Below are 22,188 nucleotides of genomic sequence, written 5' to 3' on the forward strand. Positions count from 1 at the left end.
CTAACGCCTCCACTTGAATATGTTAAGCCCATTTTTTTCTTTTTCTTGCTTCAAAGGCCTGAGAAGTATTTTCCTCAAAGCCTCAGGGCCTAAGTTTCTTGTAAGACCACCATTGTACGCAACAGAAATAATCCCTGTCTCTTCTGACACAACAATTGCTGTTGCATCAGAGTTTTCGGATATCCCAAGTGCCGCTCTGTGTCGTGTCCCAAGTTCTTTGCTTATGTATCTATTCTCAGATAGAGGCAAAAAACACGCAGCCGCTTTTATCTTCCCATCTCTTATAATCACTGCGCCATCATGAAGTGGGGTGTTTGGAATAAATATATTTATCAGAAGCTGGGATGAAATCTCTGAATCAATTATAATCCCTGTATTGATAATATCCCCTATCTTGGTCTGACCTTCAACAACAATCAATGCACCAATCTTGTTTTTGGAAAGATACATCACAGCCTTTATGATCTCTTCAACGCTATTTTGCCATTTTATTGCCATTTCTTCATCAGGTCCAAGCCACAAAAACTTGCCCCAGATTTTGCTTCTTCCAATCTCCTCTAAAGCGCGTCTTAGCTCTGGCTGGAAAACTATCAAAAGTGCCAGAACACCGTAAGATAGTGTATTTGTCAAAAGCCAGTTTATGACATTAAGACTCAACCACTTGCTCACCTGTGTAATAACAATCAGCACCGCTATCCCTTTTATGAGCTGATATGCTCTTGTGTCTTTTATCCACACAATTATTTTGTATATCACAAATGACACAATTGCAATGTCAATAATATCAAACGGTGTTATTTTAATTAACGTTACATTTCTCAAAAACTCCTGAAGATAAAAAGAAAAATCTTTTAGCAAACCTTTCTCCCCCACTATTTTTTAAATATTACCAAGATATACATTAACAAGATAATTTTTGGCAACTTCCCTCAGTCTCATTAATGTCTCCTTTGGTGTTGGTGGAAGAGTCATCTTGTATCTTGGAAAATATCTTGTAAGGTGCAGCGGAATTCTGTCATCAATTGAGGCAATCCACTTTGCAAGATTTTCTATTTCTTCATCCCTATCATTTAACGTTGGAATAATGAGTGTTGTTATTTCAATATGAATCTTTTTAGCGCAAATCTCAACAAACCTTTTCACCGTCTCTAAATCCCCACTGCAAACCTTTTTATAAAACTCATCATTAAAAGCTTTCACATCAATGTTTGCTGCGTCAATCACTTCAAGAAGGTCATTGAGCGGTTCTTCGTTTAAATACCCATTTGTAACAAGCACAGTCTTTAACCCTTCCTGTTTAAAAGCTTTTGCCACATCCATTACATATTCAAACCAGATGGTAGGTTCATTGTAAGTAAAAGCAATACCGATGCACTTGGGGTCTTTCTTGGCAAGAGCAATTAGCTTCTCTGTCTCAACCTCGAACACATTTGGAGTTAGCTGGGAAATCTCAAAGTTCTGGCAGTGAAGGCATCTAAACGAACACCCAAATGTCCCTATAGAGAGTATGCTCGACCCCGGATAAAAATGATAAAGAGGTTTTTTCTCAATAGGGTCAAATGCAATTGAAGAAATACAGCCATAGTTTAGCGAAAAAAGAACTCCATCAACATTTTTCCTTGCTCTACAAAAACCAGTGCTGCCCTGTGGTAGAATACAGCCATGTGGACAGAGCTTGCATCTGACTTTTTTGCCTTCAAGCTTTTCATAATATTTCGCCTCAACCATTCTACCCTCTTCCCTTACTACTTGTGTCTTTCAACTGTAAATCTTTCTATCTCAAAATCTCCACTTTCATAGTCAATTCCTGCTTTTCTGCAGGCTATCTTAAGCTGCTCTTCAACCGTGTCAACACCTTCTAAATCAGGAAGTAAAAGACCTTGTCTTGCACCTTTTCGTACAATCACACCATACTTTTTGGGATCAAGTTCTGAAATTGAGTTTACCTTCTCAGGTGGGCTTAGAATATCAACATCATACACAAGACTGTCAAGCTCATCTTCGGTAACCTCTTCAAACCTCGGGTCGTGAAACCCTGCTGCAACAGCGTTTCTGATTATCTCTTTTGCAATGTTCTCCTGTGTGGGGAAAATTGTCCCTATGCATCCTCTTAAATTCCCATCCTTTTTGATTGACACAAAAACTCCTGCTCTTTCTTTTAGCATCCGTTCTGTGACATAATCTGGTATATAATCTAAGTACCTGCGGTGTCTTACATAGTATTCTAAGCTTTCTCTTGCAAGTCTTATATACTCATCTTCATTTTCTCTTATTCTTTTTAATCTCTCTTCTCTTTTCTTCACTATCTCCTCAAACAAAGAAGAGCTTGTCTGTTCTTTCTGGTAAAAGGCAGCAACACAGTATCCAACACCAAATGGTCCTTCATATGAATAAACCTTTGATTCTATACTATAGCCCTCAAATGCTCCAAGCAAAACCTTTATGGACCTAAAACCGCATTCTGCCGCCTTCTCTGAAAGCACAGGATCTATGTCATAAAGTGCGCGTGTGTTGCTACTTTGTAAAAGCTCAACCAAAAGTCTGTCAAACTCTGGTCCTTCCTTTGCAAACCCGTAAGGTCCATCGTAAGAGAGCTTGTGCGAAAGGTCACCTGAAGCTATAATTAAACCTTTTTTGGCATGCTTTTCAATTGCCCTTCTGAGTATCATTCCATATTTATAAAGCTTAATATCATCAAGCATACAGTAAGAAGTGTGTATAAGCTCAAAGTCTTTATACTTTTTGGTGATAAAATAAAGCGGAACTAACGCGCCATGGTCAAGCTCTCGCGAAACGCCATATCTTTTTTGAATTTTGTCTGACACAAACCCAACTGTCAAACCTTCCTGGCTACACATTTTTGCTATGTCTTGAACTATCTCAAGGTTATTTTTGAACCTAAATTCAATTCCATATACACCCCATCTTGCAAGGCTTCCACCAATTTCTGGCTTGTCGTTCAAGAAAAAAGCATCAGAAAATACGGGTGCATGGGGTGATATTATGACTATGACCTCAGGTTTATATTCAGCTATCTCATCTGCTATTTTTTCCAAAGCATCCAAAGTTGCCTGGCACTTTTTCTCCTCGCCTCTCCCAATCTCGGGAATCAAGACGGGTGGATGTGGTAACAAATACCCTACCATTTTTGCCTGCTCCTTACTTTGATTTTTTGCAGGTTTTCATATATAATATTTTACCCTTTTTTTGTGCCTGCTTCTACTACTCAAATGTTAAAAAGTTGTTACAAAATAAAAACGGTCGGTAAAATTTTACTTCCGACCGCTTAAAGAAAATGGTTTTTGCTAAATTTCGTTCAAGATGCCCTTTAAATATTCAAACCCAAGCTTTAGTCCCTCTTTTACTTTTTCTTCAGTCTCTTCATACTCTGGGTCTTCATGTTCTATACTCACAACATAGTCATAGCCGTTTTGTTTTAGCTCTTTCAAAAATGCTTTCCAATCAATCTCGCCACGACCTGGCATTCTGTATACCCAATATCCCATGTCCCATTCATTTTTCCTTTGAATTTGGCTACCAAAAATGGAATATTTATTGAGCTTGTCTTTCAAAATCTGAGTATCCTTTGCATGGACATGGAATATTTTGTCTTTGAACTCTTTTATGACCGAAACAGGGTCAATACCAAGCCAAAGAAGGTGTGACGGGTCAAGGTTCAAACCAAAGTTGTCGTAAGGTAGCCTTGAAAACATCTCTTCCCAAAGTTCAGGTGAATATGATATTGTCCCCATCCATCCACCATTTGGGTTCCAGCCTGGCATAGGACAGTTTTCTATTATTATAGAAACTCCTTTTTCCTTTGCATACTCCAAGATCTCTTTAAAGACAATCTCAAACTCATCAAAGTTTTCCTTGATTGTCTTGTTATAGTTTCTCCCAACAAAAGTCCCCACATACTTGACGCCAAGAAGATTTGCTGCATCAATCACCTTTTTTAAATGGTCATGGTAAGATTTTCTTATCACAAGGTCAGGGTGCAGGTTGTTGTCATAGTATGCAAGAGAAGAAATTTGCATATTGTTCTGCTCAAAAAGTTTTTTTATTCTTTCTGCTTGGTCTTCTGTAAGATTTGCAACATCCAATGTTGTACCAGAGTAGTCTCTTGTATTTTTTACAGGCCAGCACGCAACCTCAAGCATTTCAAAACCAATGCTTTTTGCCCACACAACAAGATTTTCAAGGCTTTGTTTTGGCAGGCAGGCTGTTAAAAACCCAAGTTTCATTCTATCGTCAGCTCCCCTTTCCATCTTTAGAATTTGGGCCAATGTTTAATAATCAATCTTCACAATTCTGCCAGTCTTTGCTGACTCAAAACATGCAAACACAACTTTCATGGTCTTCAAACCTTCTTCTCCAGAAATTTTGGGTGGTGTGTTCGTCAAGATACAATCAATAAATTCGTCTACCACACCTGATTTTGTTTGTCTTTCGTTTGTCTGCATTGTGTCAAGCTCAAAATATGCTTTTTGACCGTTTGCATATCTTATTATCATCGAAAATTTTGGATCTGCGTAAAGTGTAATTGAACCCCTCTCACAGTAGATTACAGTTGAGTTATCCTCACTCCCCGGGTATGTCCATGAAGCTGTGAGCGTTCCAATCGCGCCGCTCTGTGTCTTTAAAATGCAGACTGCATTGTCGTCAACGTCAATTGGCTGGCCATTTGGATACTTCTTTGAAAGAGTTGTAACAAACGCAGCTGCCTCAACAAACTCCTCACCAAGCAAAAATCTCATAAGGTCAATCTTGTGAACGCCAAGGTCGCCCATAGCTCCAAAACTTGCTGCTTCTTTGTGGAAAAACCATGTATCGGGCTTGTCTGAGCTCCAGCTCTCAGGTCCGCCATGACCAAAGGTAGTTTTGAAGCTCAGCACTTTCCCAAGCTCACCGCTTTGTATTACCTCTTTTGCCTTTTTGTGGGCTATATTTAACCTTTGGTTGTGAGCAATCATCAAAAACTTGCCCATCTCTTTTGCAGTCTCTACCATCATTCTACACTCATCTTCTGTTGTTGCCATTGGCTTTTCACAAAGAACATGAGCACCCTCTTTTAAAGCTTTTATAGTAGCATCAGCATGAAGATAATTTGGCGTTGCAACCACTACTGCATCAGGTTTTATTTCTTTTAGCATCTTTTCATAATCATCATAGACATTTTCAACTTTAAATTTTTCAGCGACCGCTTTTGCATGTTCTAACTTTCTGTCACATACAGCAACAAGCTCAACATTGGGATTTTGCTTTGCCTCCGGCGCATGCCTGTGCTTTGTGATTGAACCGCATCCAATTATAGCAAGTCTTAGCTTTTTCAATTTTCCCTGCCTCCTTAATTGTGTAATTGATTACATATGATATTATAACTCATAGTGTAATCAATTACAATGGTTTTAAAATAAAAAATAACCCTTAGGCAGACTCTCTTGTCTTGAGCTCATGAGGAAGTATTATTTTTTGTTTTTCAAAAGCACCTGGACTTTCAAGTGTATCAATTAAAATCTGGGCTGCCTTCTCGCCTATTGAATACATAGGCTGTGCAACTGTTGTGATTGAAGGCTCATACAGCCTTGACATCATAATATTGTCAAAACCTGTCACAGAAAACTCATCAGGGATTTTGAGCCCCAGAGCTTTTGCAGCCTTTATTGCCCCAACTGCCATCAAATCTGAAGAACAAGCAATTGCATCATATTTTTTAAGACAGCAAAGATTTTTTAATTTCTCATACAACTCTGTCCAACCATAGCTGCATCTTATGACATTCTCTTCTCTAAACTGAAGTCCATTTTCCTCAAGAGCTTTTTTGTATCCTTCCTTCCTCTCAAATTCAGAAGGGATGTCTTCGTTTCCAATTGCGCATAGAATATTTTTTTTACCTTTTTTTATAAGGTAGTCTACAACGTCATAAAACGCTCTTTTGTGGTCTATTGTCACAAATGAAGTATCCAAAAAAGGATAAAACTCGCATGCCTGAACAATCCTTCTTGTATCAAGTCCTTTGCAAAAATTAATTTCAATCTTTGCAGATGCAATTATAGCTCCATCAACCTGTTTTCTTTCTATAAGCTTTAAATACTCAGCTGCAATCTCAGGACTGTTTTGTGTTGTGCAAAGAAGTATACCATAACCATTCTTTCGTGCGGTATCTTCAATACCTTTTACAACACGTGCAAAATAGTGATTTGCAATTGTAGGAAGCAATACTAATATTAAGTTTGACTTGTCTTTTCTAAAATTTCTTGCAAGAAGGTTAGGCTTAAATCCCAGTTCTTCTATTGCCTTTAAAACCTTCTGTCGCGTTTGTTCAGAGACCTTTTCTGAATTATTCAGCACCCTTGAAACTGTTGCAACAGAAACACCAGCTCTTTGGGCAACATCTTTGACTGTTGGCATTTTACACCCCCAGATACTTTTACTTCTGTTTTTTATTTTATATCTTTGGCAATACTCTTGCAACATTTGTAATTATTTTGAATTATATTTAAGCAATGCTTCAGATCTACTTTTCTTCTTGGGCTCTTCTTATTCTTACCTTGAAGAAAATCAAAATTGTGCACAAGAGAGTAAAGATTGTAGCAAGCACAAAAGGCAAACTCTTTGAAAAGGTATAACACTGTCCGGCTATTGCACCAACTGGCATTGAAAAAAGAGAAATCAAAAACATTGTAATTGACAGGACATGTGCTCTTCTTTCATCATCAACAGAATTTGCCAAGATAGCATCAACAAATGAATAATATACTGCAGCTCCTATGCTGCCAAGAACTGTTACAATTATCATCAAAATAAAGCCAAATGTCCCAGGAGGTGCAACTAAAATCAATGCATTCGAAACTGTAATTGAAAGCATTCCCCAAAAAAGGACAGTATCATGTTTTTGTTCTTTTAAATTTGGAATTAAAAATATTACAAATATAAGAGCTACCGCACTCCACAGTGTTGGAAATACCGAAATTATACTATCTGGATAATGCAAAGCTTCGCTTAAATATATATTTTTATATGTGTCTCTGAATATCAGGGCAATGTTGCCAAATATTGTAACAAGCACAATCAAAAGAAGCTGTCCGTTTCTAAACATATATTTTAAACTGTCCAACCACTCAGAAAAACCATTATTATTTTTGTCAGAATTTTCCTGTGCAAGTTTTTGCCCCACAGAACTCTCAGATGTAACAAGATGTCTTACAACAATTAGTATATTTACTAAAATCCCAAACACAAGGACTGTCCATTTAGTTGCAGGTATTAAGCCAAACCTTGCAACAAGGACACCCATCATAGGCGCAAAAAGGTTACCCACATTCCATACAAATACAGTTACAGAATAGATTGCCACTCTTTCGTTTTCGGTTGCATCTTCCATTAAAAGAAGTCGCCATGCAAGTTCTGGAATTCGCATAAGTCCGTTAAAGATAGTAGCTATTAAAAACCATGTAAAGTCCTTTGCAAAGAAAAATATATATGCATACAAGCACCACGACAGAAAATCTCCAATGAGCAAAACCTTTTTGCGTCCAAATTTATTTACAAGTAGTCCTGCAAAGGGTGATGTGATAAGCATCACCAAATTCAGCACCGTTGACAGCAGTCCTATCTGGTAATCCTTTACCCCCACTCTTGTCATGTAAAGTGAGGAGTAGATGATAAACATTGCATATGGAATAGTGAAAATGGGCTCAAAAAATAAAATCTTTTTAGCGTTTGGATTTATCTCTTTGAATGCTAAAACTATCTGCTCAAGCTGTGCTTTGATTTTTGTCATAATAATCACCTCGTATGTTTAAAAAACCGCTTTTAATAAAAAAATCATATTGTACCACCAATTTTGATATTATCTATGCCTTCCTGTTTTGCACGATTATAAATCTCCTGCAAGTACTCTATTTCCAAATCTTTGTTACCGCTTACTTTTTCATCTAAAACTTCAGGTGTGTATTTATATGGTTTTATAATATAAAGCCTGCTATCTTTTAAAAGCCTTGCAATATTTAATATATCCTCAACTGTATGAAGGTTTTTGTTTACTGTTGTTCTGAATTCATAATCAATATTTGAATTTTTCAATATCTCTATTGATCTTATGATTTTGTCAACGTCAGAAAAACCTGTGATCTGGGGGTACTTTTCAAGCGGGGCTTTTACGTCCATTGCAACATAGTCAAGAAGCCCAGCATCTAAAAGCCTTTGCAGTACCTCGGGTTTAGAGCCATTTGTGTCAAGCTTGACAAGAAGATTCTTTTGCTTTATTTTTTTTATAAACTCAGTTAAGTACTCTTCATTTAAGGTTGGTTCCCCACCTGTAATGCAAACAGCGTCAACTATACCTTTTCTTTTGTCCAAATACTCAAAAAAGATGCTGTCATCCATAAACTTTCCTTTGAAGTTTACAAGCTCTGAGTTGTAGCAAAAAGGGCACGAAAAATTGCAGCCACCGAAAAAACAAGTAGCTGCAATCTTTTTTGGATAGTCAACGGTTGATATTTTCATAAAATCAACAAGCATATTCTATATCTCCTTTTAAATGTTTTTTGATAGAGTTCAAGCAAAGTGTGCATATTTTATTTTAACTTCTTTTCACCTTTCTTTGCAAACCTCTAATTTTTTAAAAACAAGGAAAAAAGAAAATCTATTCAAGCTTTTTCCTTACCAATTTAATATTTTGCTCATCCTTGCAGTAAAATTCATATTCACATCCGCTACAATCTCTTTTTGTATACTCTTCAATTAACATAAGAACATCTTTTTTATTTTTGATATTTCTTATCCTGTCGATTGTCTCTTTTACTTCTTCAATATGTTCAGCTTTTAGAATATATTCAAAACTTTTGCCTTCTCTTAGCCAAAAGATTGAAGATATGATATCTTTTTGTGGTTCTCTTTGTTTTATTGCCTGTGTATAAATGCAAAGTTGCGGAATATAGCTTTCAAATTTTTTGAGGTCAAAGTTAAGATTTGTTTTAAAGTCAATGAGATAAATCTTATTTTCAAGATAATACACCTTATCAATTATTCCATATATAATTTGATTCCCAAGCTTATAATAAAAGCGATGTTCGCTTTCTTCTCTTATTATTTTGTCTTTTATTTCTCTGATAAAACTGCTTTTGAAATAGTTAAAAACAAGTTTTCTTACAAGTTCTTTATCTTCAAAATCATTCTCAATCACAGCTAAAGAAATGTTACTTTCAAGATTATCGATATCATCAATATCTTTTATTTTTGTTAGTTCCAAAACTCTGTGAACGGTTGTGCCAAGTACTTTTGCATTTTGTTGCAACTCTTCTTTTGAGCTTTGTTCATCAAAAACTGGAAGTCCCATTATATACTTTAATGAAAACATAACAGGACATTTTTTAAAATCCATTATATGTGAAGGCGATAAAATTTTAAATCTATTTTCAAATTCATCTGGCAAAATTATGGATGGCAAAGTATAAGATATGCTGTTATTTCCTGAACTTAAGTCAAAACCTTGCGATGTTTTTTCTTCCTCTTTCATTATTACAACTTCTTTTTCAATTCCAATCTCCTCTGCTTTTTCAAGAATGTAATTAAAACCCACCTCTTCACCAAATGACTTTGATCCTCCTCTTTTTTTTACAGTTTCTTTTATTGTTGAATTTATCATAAAAATCCCAGCCATTGGTCTTGTTATGGCAACATAAAAAAGTCTTTTAAGCTCCTCTTTCTCTTGCTGTTTTGATATATTCTTTATTCTTGTGTATTCTTTTTCTATCCAAAAAGGAGCAATAATATATTCTTTCGTAGAGGTATCATAAGAACCTCTCAGCTTTGGACTTCTGCCTGGAAAATACCCTGTGCTTTCGCAAAGTCCAACCAAAAACACTATTGGAAAACTGAGCCCTTTCGCTGAATGGATACTTATTAGCACAACACTGTCATCAAGTGCAGAATAACCTGACATCTTTTCACCCTGATTGTTAATAAAATTTAAAAGGTCTTCTAATGAAAAGCTATTGCTCTCTTCTGCTAAGTCGTAAAAAAGCCTGACGTTTTCATATGCTGCCTTCCCAAAATATTTATAGACTTTGTAGCTGTACTCAAACATATCTTCAAACTCATATAAAATCTCTGAAATTTTCTTTACAAACAGATTATCACGCTGTTTTGCAATGAACTTTAAAACATCTTCTGGAACATAACTTTCAATTTTGCTCATCTCGCAAAAAAGAAGCGTGAACCTATCCACTTTAAATATGTCATTTGCAAGAAGTCTCAAGTATCCTGATTTTTTGTCCGGATATTGTAAAATCTCAAGAAAACCTAAAAGCGGTACTATTTCTTTTTGTTCTGAAAGTCCTCTTCTAAAGTTTATATCAAGAGGAATTTCATACTCCTCAAACACCTTCTTATATACATGAGCAATGCTTTGAATCTTTCGCGATAGCACAGCAAAATCAGAATATTTAACCCTTCTTTCTGGTTTTCCACCTACACTAATCGTAACACCATCTGCAACCATCTCTTTTATTTTTTTAGCAACATATATAGCTTCATTTTGAATAATATTCTCTTTTGTTTCATTTACAATTTCAACTATTTTTAAAAACCCGTCAGCCTGATGTTTATAAGAAAGTGGCTTGTAACTGGGAAAAAGTATAGATGCAATTTTGTCAATCTTTTTGCCAAGCTCTGAGTTTGTTCTAAAATTTTCACAAAGTTCTAAAACCTGATTGCTATTTTCTATAGCTTCATCAAAAACCTCTGGCTCGGCACCCTGAAAACGGTAAATGGACTGCTTTTTGTCTCCGATGTAATAAATGTTTTCAGCTATGTTCTCAAAAATTGATTTTTGTAAAAAGTTTGAGTCTTGAAACTCGTCAACAATTAAGTATTTAAATCTGGTTTTTATATCTCTATTTACTTCTGGAATGTTTAAAAGTTCAAAGGTTCTTTGCAAGACCAAATCGTATGTAAGTTCTTTTAAAAACATGCTATTTAAACTTTCAGATAGATGATCAAATATATAAAAAGTTTCGCTTTCAAGGTGATAAGCTTTGTTGACATATTTTGACGAATTGTTAAATTCCTGCGCGATATTTTCAATATAGTGAAGATATTCTTCTATAAAAAATTTCTCCTGAGGCAATCTCCCTAATGTTGCTGGAAATACTGAAAGATAATTGTCTATGAGTTTTAGCATGAGTCTATTCTGGTCAGGAACAATTTTAAAGTTTGCATCAACCCTTGCCCATGCCCAATAAAATCGTAAAAGATACATACAAAATGAGTGTATAGTTTTAATATGGGAATTTTGAATCTTTGAAATTGTAAGCAAATCAAGCCCTTTTTGCTTTGCTTTTGAGATGATTCTACTCTTGAGCTCTTTAGCTGCCTTTTCCGTATACGTTATGCATACAATTTCGTTTGGGGTAGCTTTCTCAGAATTTATAATGTCTATATAAAGATTTGCAATACTTTCTGTTTTTCCACAACCAGCTGAAGCGCTATAAACAATTATATTGCCCATTTTTTCAACCTTCCCTTAATATTTTTGTTTAAAATAATATACAAACATGGTTATACTCGCAAGAAAAACAGTTTTTAACTGTCTGTGCCTTTTTATAAGTTTCAATTTTATCAAGCTTATAAATTCCTTCTCTTATACCTTTTAAAATTTCCTGAGTTAGCTTATTCAAAGATTCATTTGTCCTTTCATGAATTACAAATCGCGGTTTTTCAAATAGATATATAGCAGCAACTCTGTCAAGTTCAAAGACATAATTTGCAATCCATATTTTGTCAATTTCTTTTTCGGATGAAACTTTTGTTTTTACAAAACCGCATATTTCTTGGTTATCAATCTTCACAACAAAATTGGGAAAGAGTTGAAGTTCAACTCCTTCAAACATCTTTTTAATTACATATATTTTTTCGCTAACATTTTGAGGAATAAACTCTACAGCCCCATAATTGTTCATTCTCTCAACAATTTCAAGAGACATCTGTAAAATATCTAATGCTATAAATTTTTTTACTGATTCATTGTGTGTATACCGAATATTTGAAAGCAAAAAGTCAAGTGTTTCCTGTGGTGCTTTTGACGAAAGTATTTTTTGAATACACGAAAACAAAAGCTGCAGGTTCGAAATAAAATGTTTTTCTTCTTTCTCCTTCTCATCAACACCAAATTTTTTGAAGGCAAATTTTAAAGGACACTTCTGATATTCAATTAGCTCTCTGTCCTTTATTCTAATAATTTGCGGAATATTATTGCACGTGCAAGTTTTCTCTAAACTTTTTTCATCTGAATTCTTTAAAAATTTATATTCTCTATATGTCAGTTGATTATCACTCGGTATGTATCCCCTATAAATTGAAACTTCTTCAATATCTTCTAACTCCAAAAATGGGCTTTTGTCAATTTGTGTTTGATAATAACGTGGATATGACATGTATATGTTATAAGAGTTTACAATACTTCTAAAATATATAAGATCTTTTTGGAATATGTAATCAAAATCTTTTACTTCATCAAGCATGAGATTTTCTTTTAATCTCATGTTCATCAAAAATCCCTCAGACCTTGAACGCGGTAAAATATCGTCAGAAAGGCCAATTAGATAGACCTTTTGAAAACATCCACCTAAAGTATCCTGAAGACTTATAACGTCAATTCCATTTAAGATATTAATCGATGTATCAACCATCTTTTGAGAAAGAATGGTCTTAAAAATATCTAAAAATTCTTCAAAAGTAAATTCAGAGTCAAACTCTTTAAAATCTTCCCTGCTTTTTTCGAAAATTTCATTTAAATAATAAAAAGCTTTTATAAACTCAATGTCATTTATAAACTCTGCATGTTTTGTAATTCCTAACTTTTCAAAAACCTTCCTTGTATTTTCAAGCCAGCTATTAAATGATTTTGGTAACTTATCATATTCATTTTTTATTCTCTTGAGTCTATTAAAAACCCTCCAAATTTTAGTGAGATTTTCAATCACATCATCAAAGCTATACAGATTAGCAAAAAATTCTAACTCTTCAAGAACTATTTCTATTTGCTCAAGTTCTAAAATGCTAATATTTTTTATCTTAGAAAATAAAATCTCAAAGTCTGCCTTTTCTGTGTTCAAAAACCTATGCGATATTATCCGTTCAAATTTCTTTTTATCAAATTCTCCACCTATAAACTCTAAAAGGTCTAAAACAAATTTTATAAATCCAAACTCTATAAGACTTTTCTGACAACTCAAATTTACAGGCAATATCTCCTCAGAGAAAATCTGTATAAGAGTATCTTTATATCTTTCCACACTTGGCACAACAATTGCTATCTTGTCAAAATCTATTTTCTTTTCAGCTATATCTTTTTTAATTTCTTTTACAAGAGCGTTTATTTCAAGGATTATATTCGGATAAGAAAATACTTTTTGCTCAGGATATTCTAAGTTTAAACCCCATCCTGAATTATTCTCTTTCATATCAAACACCATGTCAAATCCGAGCGATTCTAAAAACTTGGCAGTCTCTTTGCAAATCTCAATATCATCAAAAAATGGTATGAAAACTTCTATATCAGTTATTTTCTCTGCAACAAGCTTTAGTATCCTTTTTTGGTCGCATCTAAAATCTGGAAAAAATGCTATCTTAGCAGTATTATAGTTTTTAAGTTCAAGTTTGTGTTCTTCAAGAAATTTTATAGCTAAATCCTGAAGGTAGGAAAAGTTCACAAGGTTGTTTTGGTCAAGGTATTCCTTGTATTTTCCAAAAAGTTCTTTTAAAAAACTATAATTATCATCTACTTCAAAAGTTTTTTGCGAATATTCTTTCGACTCCAAAAACATTAAATTCAAAAGGTATATGACCTGATTTGTAAACTCGTATGTCAAAACATCTTCAAAACTTGTCTTTCCTTTGAAAATGCTTTTGAGAAGTTGAAATATAATTAAAACTTCTTGATCTCTTGTGATTACCTTCCGTGTCTTTAGCACCTCATTTTTGGCAGGGGTTATTAAATCATCAAATGTAAATATATCAATATCAAAAAGAACACCGTTTTTTTCAACAAGCCTTTCTTTGAGCTTATTTATAACAAAGCGTCGAGGAAGAATTATAAGTTCATAAGGCTTGGCATCATCAAGAAGACTTAAATTAAGTTTTTGCAAAAGGTATGCTCTTTTCATTTTTGAGATTCTCCTCTCTATGACTTACATTATTTTAATTTGTATAATCTTTTTTCTTATGGTAAGTTTTCTTTCTGTATTATTTTTGAAAGTTTGTTCTGCAAATTTTGATCTTTTGTAGTTTTTAATTATTCAACTTTACAGTTTGCTTTCTGTAGTTTGTTGCCTTTTGTAATTTTATTAGTTTGTATTAGCTAATACAATATTTTCTATAAAAATTATTCTTTTAATAATAGATTAATTAAACAGTAAATTTGGGCAATTTAATATGGCTATAACTATGAAACTTAAAAATGCTACCTTAAATTTTAGCACACCTCAGAAAATATAAAAAGCCACAGATAGTTTTTCATACAAACTACCTGTGGTCAACTGCTATTTAAGTTTAACAAAAATTATTGAGTTATTTCTTCTTTATTTCTCTTTTTCAGTTCTTCTAATTCCCTTGCAACTTTTTCTGCTCTCCTTCTAAAATATTCAATCAATTCCTCCGTAGTCATGTCTTTTGTCTCTTCAAAAATCTTTTCCTTTATTTGATGCAACTCTCTCATAGCAGTAGTTTCAAATATATCAATCACTTATTTTTATCTAACATCATAAGAGGCGATACCAGCTAAATCTCTCTATAGCCCATTAACTTGTTTATCCTATTTACGCCTTGAATTGTCTTTACTTTTACGATATGTTTAAAGTTCCATGATACCAGAATATCACACTGATATATAGTTGCAGCTGCAATATGAAGCGCATCCTCAAAAAATTTACCGGAAATTACACCTTCTTTGACATATTTTTTTGCAAGTTCTATAACTTGTTCATTCAAATTAACCTGATTAAATTTTATCTGATTAAGGTATGCAAGCAGCTTGCTTCTCTTAGGTTCTGGGCACTCATCTAACTCAGTCGTTACCACACTAGAGATACATATTTCGTATTTTCCCTGCTTTATCTCTTCCCAAAACTCAAGTGTTACCTGCATATACTCAGGATTATCTTGCTAGTCCAAATGACTGATAACTGATGTATCCAAATATACTTGCAATTTTCTCAATGTTGTAGTTTACTCCTTTCTTACACTTACACCTTTTTGCTATCCCTGATTTAATTATACCACAAGCCAGCGTGTTTATATTACAAAAAAAGAGCCAAAATAAAAGCTACAGGTAGTTTTTCATATAAACTACCTGTGGTCAACTTCCTTTCTGGTTATGAAAATTGCATCTTATGTGCCATGTCTTAACTCCCTACAAGAGTTTTAAAAACTCTTCCAGACTTATCCCAGCCTGTTCCAGAATACTTTTTAGTAGCCCCCCTTGCAACTTCTTCATGCATAGGGATAATCACAATCCTTACTGGTTCTTCCTTCTTTAACTTGAGATGACTGCCTCTTTGGGATACTTTCCTAAACCCTACTTTTTTGAGTGCTCTTATTATTTCCTGTGGATTCAGTACAGGATATTTTGGTGACATTTATACAGCCACCTCTGTAGTGGTTATTATCGGTGATAACTCTGGTTTTTGCACTTCTTCTCCTTCATAGTAAAGCTCAATAGCCTCTTTTAGGTTAGCTATTGCTTCTTCGATAGTTTTTCCCTGTGAAGCTACACTATTTTCTATACATTTAGCTATATACTAATTGTTTTAATTACTACTACTGTAAACAACATTACAAAATCAGCTTTTATATATAAAAGTCTCTTGAGTTTTATTATACCACACAAAAAATAAAAACCATAGTTTTTGCACTGGTAGGGATAGTATCAAAAGGTTGTAGGGAAATTTTTTATTAAAATACATCTGAATTTAAGAAATTTCCTGTACTTATGTTTTTTAAAATTCTAAACATCAAATCAGCTTTTCCACTTGCTAAAATTGGCACATTATCCCTTGTCTTCTCAATTTGCTTTTTTATCTTCCTCACATTCTCTCTCACAATTTCTTTTAATATTTTGTCTTATTTCTCATCCTTGTTACAAATCTCTTTTAAATATGTTTCTTTCAAATTTCAAATTTACACCGTTATATTTTAAGCTCAATAGCTTTACCATCACTTCAGCTTCCTGTTCGCTCCATCCTCTTGGTCTTAAACTCATCCTATCTGTTAATACTTGGCTTACATGTTCTTTATCACTACATTCTTTTATAATCCTTGTAGGAGTAAAATAAAATTATGTCCCCTGTATAAACTCATCAAAGGGTTATGAAAATAAATAAAAATAAAATTTAAAAAAATAATGAAAAGTAGCTTATAAAATAAGTATTGAATACGTATTGCTAAAAAGTCAATTCATACCACCCAGTTTTGAAACAACTTTTAGGAAACTTGCTCAGTTGCTTTATGTTATCGGAAAGGTTAATCTATCTTGCTAAGAATCACAATGACGAGGGTACCTCATTCTTACAAATCTCAATTTCACTTCATTTTCAATTATTTTCGTTCATTGCAAGAATGCTCATATAAAATTATAGCAAGTTGTCCTACAATTAATCATTTACTTTATCAATGTAGAGAAAACCAGCTATAAAAATACTAATTATTGTAACTATAGTAACCATTGCTATCACAATAAACTCCAATGGAACATTACTTATCTTATATCCATTGTTTGCCCATCGAGTTAATGCTATAGGCAAAACAATTCCTACAACCCAATAAAAAATTTCCCCTAACACAGAAACTCCTCTCTTTTGAAGGTATATATTTCCATTTTTCTTTTGTAGAAATAGAACTGAGATACCCATTGCTAACATAACAAAAATAAAACTCAATAATAATATCAACAACATATTTTGGATATAAAATCTTTCTTTATAGAAAAGAATTGATAATAAAATATAGGATATCAACGTCGGTATCAAGACGAAAATATAAGACAGTACAGTTCGCATTAAATAATAATTTTTTAATGTACCTCTCAGCATCTTAATTAAGCTTAAAGCTACCCCATCTCTGCCAATCAAATGTAATGTAATGATACCGGAAAAACTGTATGGAAGACACAACAATATAAGGAAAATGCTATATTTGTCAAACCAAGAGAACTTTGATAATGAAATAATTATAATAATAAAGATAATTAACATTTGAAGTAATTGATCTATTTCTCTTAAGTAGTAAAGACAATCTTTTTTAGCAGTTGCAGTCATAAAACTGCCCCATTTATTTTTACCATAATTTATAGTTTCTGTGCGACTATTAGAAATATTTAAAATTTCAAAAAATGTAGAAAAGTAAGTACATGTCGCCTTTATCGATAATGCTACCACCATTAAAAGAAGAAAAGTAGTTGCTATCCAATACCACGCATTATTGTATAGCTTAAAAATAAAACTCATATCAATGTGTAAAGCTGCTATTATCGACATCACAATGAAAAATAATACTAATCCATAAGTTACTACTTTTCGCAGTAGTTCATTGGTTATTTTTTTAGCTATTAATGCAGAAACTAACATGCCCCACATTAGACTAGCTATCGTAAGAAGAAAAAGAACAAACCATTGGGCACAAAAAATTTCCCACTTTATATCCTCACTGCCCCATGGAACAACAAATAGCAGCAGTATTAGCATAATTATACAAAATTCTAGTATCTGAGTTGTTGTTTTCCAATTAACAATGAACTGACGTGATATAGGTAACGATAGCATAAACATGATTTCTTCTCGTTCTCCATACTCAAATTTTAAAGGACCAATTAAGTTACCAACTCCAATAGTAAAAAATACAATAGCAAGCCATTTTTCAATTAATAAAGAAGGAAGATAAATTTTAAAAGACTCTGGCACGTAATGTAAACTCAAAATAAAAAATAGTATCCCTACAGCCAAAGTAAAAATACTTAGTAAGATTCTTTTTTTAGAACACTCACAATTTAATGGTATACCTATTGTTCGAGCAGCGCGTATAAAAGCAGAAGAGAAAAAAGCTTTATATAGCTTCATTCTATACTTTTCACCTCGTGAATAATTTTTTTGTATAACGCTTCTACTGAGCCATCGTTTTTTACTTTACATTTTATATGCCCATGATGAAATATTGCAATTTCATCTGCAATCTCTTGGGCCAAAGATAAATGATGTGTAGAAAGCAAAATAGCTCTTTTCTGAGCTCTACATTCGCGCAAGATATCTTTTAATGTCAAATAACTATCAGGATCTAAACCGTTTGAAGGTTCATCAAGAATAATAATTTTTTTGCCAAAAGTTATTGCAAAACAAAGAACAAGCTTGCGTAACATGCCTTGCGAATAAGAAGCTATTAATTTATTTAAGTGAGAAGTTAAATTAAAAGCGTCTGCGATACTATGAAAACTCAAATTACCACCTTCTTCTAAAGGATAATTATATATACTCTCCATAAATCTTGCAAATTCCCAACCTGTTAATTTGGCGTAGAAAAACGGCGTTTCTGGTAAATATCCAATTTGTTGTCGAATGAATATTTGAGATTCTTTAATTATTTTGTGAAGTGGATTTCCATAAATAAATACCTCACCACTGTCAGGTAATATTTGAGAAGTAATTATTTTAATGAAAGTAGTTTTTCCTGCACCATTAGGTCCTAACAATGATAGTATCTGTCCCTCTGAAAGCTTAAGGTTTATCTTTTCTATTCCTTCAATCCCTTGAGAACTTCTTCGATATATCTTTGTAAGCTCTATAGTTTCTATGGGATACATATGTTATCCTCCCATCTTTTTGCAATAGTTTCGCTATTAGTAATTGGATTATAAATAAATATAACTTTTTTTGTCCAACAATCTTCAAAAGAGGATTTTGACAATTTTATTTTACCGAAATAAGGATCAATAATGCAAATATATTTCTCGTGTATTTTCTCTACCATAACCCAATGATACAAATCTTCTTTCCCAATTAGAACTTTTAACATTAATTTAGCAGGTTTTACCCACCATCCCTCAAATGGGTAATAAATTTTTAAAAGTGTCATCACCTTGCCATTCCTTTTAATACTCTCTTCAATTAGCGTGAGTGTTGCTTCACTATAACCGTAAGCTAAACAACCATGCTTTGAGGCAACCTCAACAATATCTTTCATTGAACTAGGTTCTGGCAATGATAAATCAGAATGAAAAAGCTCAAAATCCATTAAAATTTGGCTTAAAACTGTCTTTCCACAATCAAAATGCTTCATTTGCCTCTGGATTCCATCATCATTTTCATTTCCGAGTCCTAATCCAATTTTCATAATACGTCTAATTATAAAGTCGTTTTTCTTGAAAAAATACGCTAACATAGAAATCAACAACATAAACAATAGAGGCAATACAGCCCATAGAGACAATATAATAATCCCATAATATAAATATTCTATCATGTTTTCCTTTTCTCCTAAAAAAAGATTTAAATAGGTATTTTTATCATTTCATAAATAAAATCTACAGGACAAAGAATCCCAAATTGTGATATCTCATCGGTTACTATCCAAACAAATTTTTTATCGTTTTTTACAATAATATCTTTAAATACGCCTGCAAATGCTAAATTGTTTTGACATCTTAAAACAACACGAAAGCCAATAAGAGACTCATATCGGGAGTTAAAATAAAATTGTGTCCACTGTATAATTAGTATTGAAATAATCATCAAAGGGGGTCATTGAGAATGAATAAAAACGAAATTTATTGAGCCTGCTAAAAACATGGCTCAAGAAGCAAGTATTAAATATGTATTGCTCCAAAGATGATCCTAACCGCCCAGCTTTAAAGCAACTCTTAGAAAACTTGCTCGATTGCTTTATGTTATCGGAAAGAGCAGTCTACCTTGCTAAAAATGACAATGACAAAGGCAATGGTTTTTATTGAAGTAAAACTTGCAACACCTGCCTAACGTCTTGAAATCTCAGTCCCTCGCACACGTACTGGTAATTTCCGACCTTCTATCCTCTTCTTTCCGCTACAAAAGAGTTGATAGTTCAACTACTTCCCTTCTTATGTCGCAACTACGTCAATGGTTATTCTTGAGCGTTCCCTTCTCCAGACTTTGAAAGCTTTGAATCTTCCATATTCCGAAAATGAAATACTAAAAATCAAAGAAGACCTTAAAAATGAGTTTTAGTTTCTAAAAAAGAGAACTACCAACAAGTGCTTTTGCTCTCATCATCGACGGTTATTCAAAAGTGAAGTTAAGGATAATTCTAAAAGCAAACATGCTACTTGCAATGCCAGCCTCGGTATCGACTCAAGAAAGGCAAAAAAGATATCTTTGATATTCTGCCCTTTCTTCGGCAAAGAAAATAAGGCTGATTGGATGAAAGTTTTTGACGATTTACAAGAGGTCTTAAAGAAGTTTTAATTGTCATAAGTGATGATTTCCCTGGTATTATAGATGCTGTCAAACTTGCTTATCCTCTTGCTGACCTTTAGCTTGCTTTTGTCCACCTTGAGCGTAATGTCAGAAAACATATGACAAAAGATGATGCTTCAGCTTTTAACAAGAGTTTGGACAAAATCAAAATCTCTTCTTCTGATTTTGACGAAGCTGTACTGAAATTTAAAGAACTTTGCGATGGATACCTTTCAAAATATCCTCGATTTTATTGCTGCAATATCAGAAAAAGCAGAGTTTTATCTTGCCCATATGAAATACCCTGAGGAATTAAGGAAGCATATTTATACCACAAACGCCGTTGAAAGTGTAAACAGCATGATTGAAAAGACTAGAAGTAAATTCAGGTGGATACTTTCATGGCTTTCATAGTCTTAGAAATTAATATTTACTTAACAAGAAGAGAAGTTACGCCGTACAAAATGGAAAAATGGAGCTTTTCAGTGTTAGAAAATGCATCAATAACATAGCCCAACTTTACAACTTACGTTATAAATTGGAAACACAAAATTCTTGAAAAGTTTCCAAGAAGAATTTTTTCATTTATTACTACATCTACTCTATACGTTTATTTCTTTTATTCAACAACCTATATTGTCAATAAAAATTTCTCTATAAACTTCCTCTAAATCTTTCTTCTTTCTTTTGATTTCTTCTACTCTAATATTCTTTGACATTAAATAGCTATTTATCTCGGTTATATCTGCCCCATCTAACTCAATTTCCACTTCGTTTCCCCCTATGCTGTAATACTTTATATGCAACTCATCAAGAACATTTAAAACTTCTTCTTTTTTACTTTTAAAAATAATTGTGTATTTTTGCGATTGCATAATATCACTTTTTTCTAATTCTTTTATAATTTTTCCGTTATTAATAAAAACAAACTTATCGCATAAATCCTCTAATTCGTCCAATAAATGGGATGAAATAAGAAAAGTTGTGCCTTTTTCTTTCTTTACTTTCTTTATTATTTCCTTGAACTCTATCTTCCCTGTCGGATCTAATCCATTAGTGGGTTCATCTAAGATTACAAATTTTGGATTACCCAATAAGACCTTCGTTAGAGCAAGCCGTTGCTTCAACCCAGTTGAATACTTCTTTACTTTTTTTTTCAACTGCTCTGAAGTAAGTCCACACATCATTGCATTTTCAATTATTTGTTCTCTCGTTACTTTCTTAAAATCTTTCCATAACTTTAAATTGTCAAATCCACTAATATTCTCGTAAAAAGCTGGATTTTCGATTAAAGCATCTACTCCTGCCAACGCTTTTTCCTTTTCCCTGTAAACATCATAACCATTTATTAAAACCTTCCCCCTTTCAGGAAATATGAAACCTACAATTGTCTTCATTGTGGTACTTTTTCCAGCTCCATTTGGTCCAACAAGCCCTACTATTTTCCCCTCTTCTATATCAAAGCTAACAGTTTTCAATATAGTTTGTTTCCCTAATTTTACTTCAATATTGTATACTTCTAAAACTTTTTTCAATTTTGTAATCCTCCCTTTTTTACAAGGTTATTTTTGCAAATGCTTCATTCAACCATTTCATACAACAATGAAAGTTAGGTTAGCTTTATTTTTAGTAAATTAGAGCATAGGAAACAAATAATATGTTTTGATAACAAATTTTCAATGTCCAAAAACAAAACCAAAAAACTCTCCTC

The 22,188-nt window shown here is 33.2% G+C and carries 17 protein-coding genes and 4 pseudogenes; 2 read left to right on the plus strand and 19 right to left on the minus strand.

The annotated features are described in order from the left end of the window. From cdaA to CALKRO_RS13565, 15 genes and pseudogenes are all read right to left on the minus strand, one after another. A complete protein-coding gene (gene cdaA, locus CALKRO_RS11475) occupies window positions 1-858 on the minus strand; it encodes a diadenylate cyclase CdaA (RefSeq protein ID WP_013431172.1) in 858 nt (285 codons plus the stop codon). A gap of 21 nt (window positions 859-879) precedes the next feature. Continuing rightward, window positions 880-1,728 (minus strand): AmmeMemoRadiSam system radical SAM enzyme, encoded by an 849-nt coding sequence (gene amrS, locus CALKRO_RS11480; RefSeq protein ID WP_013431173.1) that lies wholly within the window; start codon window positions 1,726-1,728, stop codon window positions 880-882. A 17-nt stretch (window positions 1,729-1,745) separates the two neighbouring features. Next, the gene (amrA, locus tag CALKRO_RS11485; RefSeq protein ID WP_013431174.1) at window positions 1,746-3,146 is read right to left on the minus strand and encodes an AmmeMemoRadiSam system protein A; all 1,401 of its coding nucleotides are present in this window, start codon (window positions 3,144-3,146) and stop codon (window positions 1,746-1,748) included. Window positions 3,147-3,305: 159 nt separating this feature from the next. Beyond that, entirely contained in the window at window positions 3,306-4,244 is a 939-nt protein-coding gene (locus CALKRO_RS11490; RefSeq protein ID WP_013431175.1) for a sugar phosphate isomerase/epimerase family protein, read from the minus strand. 45 nt (window positions 4,245-4,289) lie between these two features. After that, window positions 4,290-5,333, minus strand: coding sequence for a Gfo/Idh/MocA family protein (locus CALKRO_RS11495; RefSeq protein ID WP_013431176.1), 1,044 nt, complete (start codon window positions 5,331-5,333; stop codon window positions 4,290-4,292). Between the two features lie 94 nt (window positions 5,334-5,427). Beyond that, the gene (locus tag CALKRO_RS11500) at window positions 5,428-6,411 is read right to left on the minus strand and encodes a LacI family DNA-binding transcriptional regulator (RefSeq protein WP_013431177.1); all 984 of its coding nucleotides are present in this window, start codon (window positions 6,409-6,411) and stop codon (window positions 5,428-5,430) included. A gap of 106 nt (window positions 6,412-6,517) precedes the next feature. Next, window positions 6,518-7,783 (minus strand): MFS transporter, encoded by a 1,266-nt coding sequence (locus tag CALKRO_RS11505; protein ID WP_013431178.1) that lies wholly within the window; start codon window positions 7,781-7,783, stop codon window positions 6,518-6,520. 44 nt (window positions 7,784-7,827) lie between these two features. After that, window positions 7,828-8,523 (minus strand): anaerobic ribonucleoside-triphosphate reductase activating protein, encoded by a 696-nt coding sequence (locus tag CALKRO_RS11510; RefSeq protein ID WP_013431179.1) that lies wholly within the window; start codon window positions 8,521-8,523, stop codon window positions 7,828-7,830. 124 nt (window positions 8,524-8,647) lie between these two features. After that, complete coding sequence (locus CALKRO_RS11515; protein ID WP_013431180.1) at window positions 8,648-11,512, minus strand: UvrD-helicase domain-containing protein; 2,865 nt, start codon at window positions 11,510-11,512, stop codon at window positions 8,648-8,650. A 28-nt stretch (window positions 11,513-11,540) separates the two neighbouring features. Then, a complete protein-coding gene (locus tag CALKRO_RS11520) occupies window positions 11,541-14,168 on the minus strand; it encodes a 3'-5' exonuclease (protein ID WP_013431181.1) in 2,628 nt (875 codons plus the stop codon). A 395-nt stretch (window positions 14,169-14,563) separates the two neighbouring features. Then, the gene (locus tag CALKRO_RS11525; protein WP_041741764.1) at window positions 14,564-14,746 is read right to left on the minus strand and encodes a hypothetical protein; all 183 of its coding nucleotides are present in this window, start codon (window positions 14,744-14,746) and stop codon (window positions 14,564-14,566) included. Between the two features lie 35 nt (window positions 14,747-14,781). Then, window positions 14,782-15,147 (minus strand): type II toxin-antitoxin system VapC family toxin, encoded by a 366-nt coding sequence (locus tag CALKRO_RS11530; protein ID WP_237699082.1) that lies wholly within the window; start codon window positions 15,145-15,147, stop codon window positions 14,782-14,784. A gap of 265 nt (window positions 15,148-15,412) precedes the next feature. Then, window positions 15,413-15,638 (minus strand): annotated as a pseudogene (locus CALKRO_RS11535) (type II toxin-antitoxin system HicA family toxin). After that, the gene (locus CALKRO_RS14175; RefSeq protein ID WP_083789265.1) at window positions 15,639-15,797 is read right to left on the minus strand and encodes a type II toxin-antitoxin system HicB family antitoxin; all 159 of its coding nucleotides are present in this window, start codon (window positions 15,795-15,797) and stop codon (window positions 15,639-15,641) included. Between the two features lie 157 nt (window positions 15,798-15,954). Continuing rightward, window positions 15,955-16,318: pseudogene (locus CALKRO_RS13565) on the minus strand (ISLre2 family transposase); the annotation flags it as partial. A 110-nt stretch (window positions 16,319-16,428) separates the two neighbouring features. Between CALKRO_RS13565 and CALKRO_RS14235 the strand changes: the two are divergent. Then, window positions 16,429-16,566 (plus strand): annotated as a pseudogene (locus CALKRO_RS14235) (IS256 family transposase); the annotation flags it as partial. Window positions 16,567-16,652: 86 nt separating this feature from the next. On the opposite strand, the gene CALKRO_RS11545 reads toward CALKRO_RS14235, so the two are convergent. The 3 genes from CALKRO_RS11545 to CALKRO_RS11555 are packed head-to-tail and all read right to left on the minus strand — an operon-like array spanning window position 16,653 to window position 19,509. Next, entirely contained in the window at window positions 16,653-18,113 is a 1,461-nt protein-coding gene (locus tag CALKRO_RS11545) for a hypothetical protein (RefSeq protein WP_013431183.1), read from the minus strand. Beyond that, a complete protein-coding gene (locus CALKRO_RS11550) occupies window positions 18,110-18,850 on the minus strand; it encodes an ABC transporter ATP-binding protein (RefSeq protein ID WP_013431184.1) in 741 nt (246 codons plus the stop codon). The genes CALKRO_RS11545 and CALKRO_RS11550 overlap by 4 nt, the downstream gene beginning before the upstream one ends. Then, complete coding sequence (locus CALKRO_RS11555; RefSeq protein WP_013431185.1) at window positions 18,838-19,509, minus strand: cysteine peptidase family C39 domain-containing protein; 672 nt, start codon at window positions 19,507-19,509, stop codon at window positions 18,838-18,840. The genes CALKRO_RS11550 and CALKRO_RS11555 overlap by 13 nt, the downstream gene beginning before the upstream one ends. Window positions 19,510-19,796: 287 nt before the next feature. Between CALKRO_RS11555 and CALKRO_RS11560 the strand changes: the two are divergent. After that, window positions 19,797-21,036, plus strand: a pseudogene (locus CALKRO_RS11560) (IS256 family transposase). Between the two features lie 64 nt (window positions 21,037-21,100). Here the strand turns inward: CALKRO_RS11560 and CALKRO_RS11565 are convergent. Continuing rightward, entirely contained in the window at window positions 21,101-22,012 is a 912-nt protein-coding gene (locus CALKRO_RS11565; RefSeq protein ID WP_013431186.1) for an ABC transporter ATP-binding protein, read from the minus strand. Window positions 22,013-22,188 lie beyond the last annotated feature (176 nt).

Origin of the sequence: Caldicellulosiruptor kronotskyensis 2002 (assembly GCF_000166775.1) — a bacterium.
Classification (GTDB): domain Bacteria; phylum Bacillota; class Thermoanaerobacteria; order Caldicellulosiruptorales; family Caldicellulosiruptoraceae; genus Caldicellulosiruptor; species Caldicellulosiruptor kronotskyensis.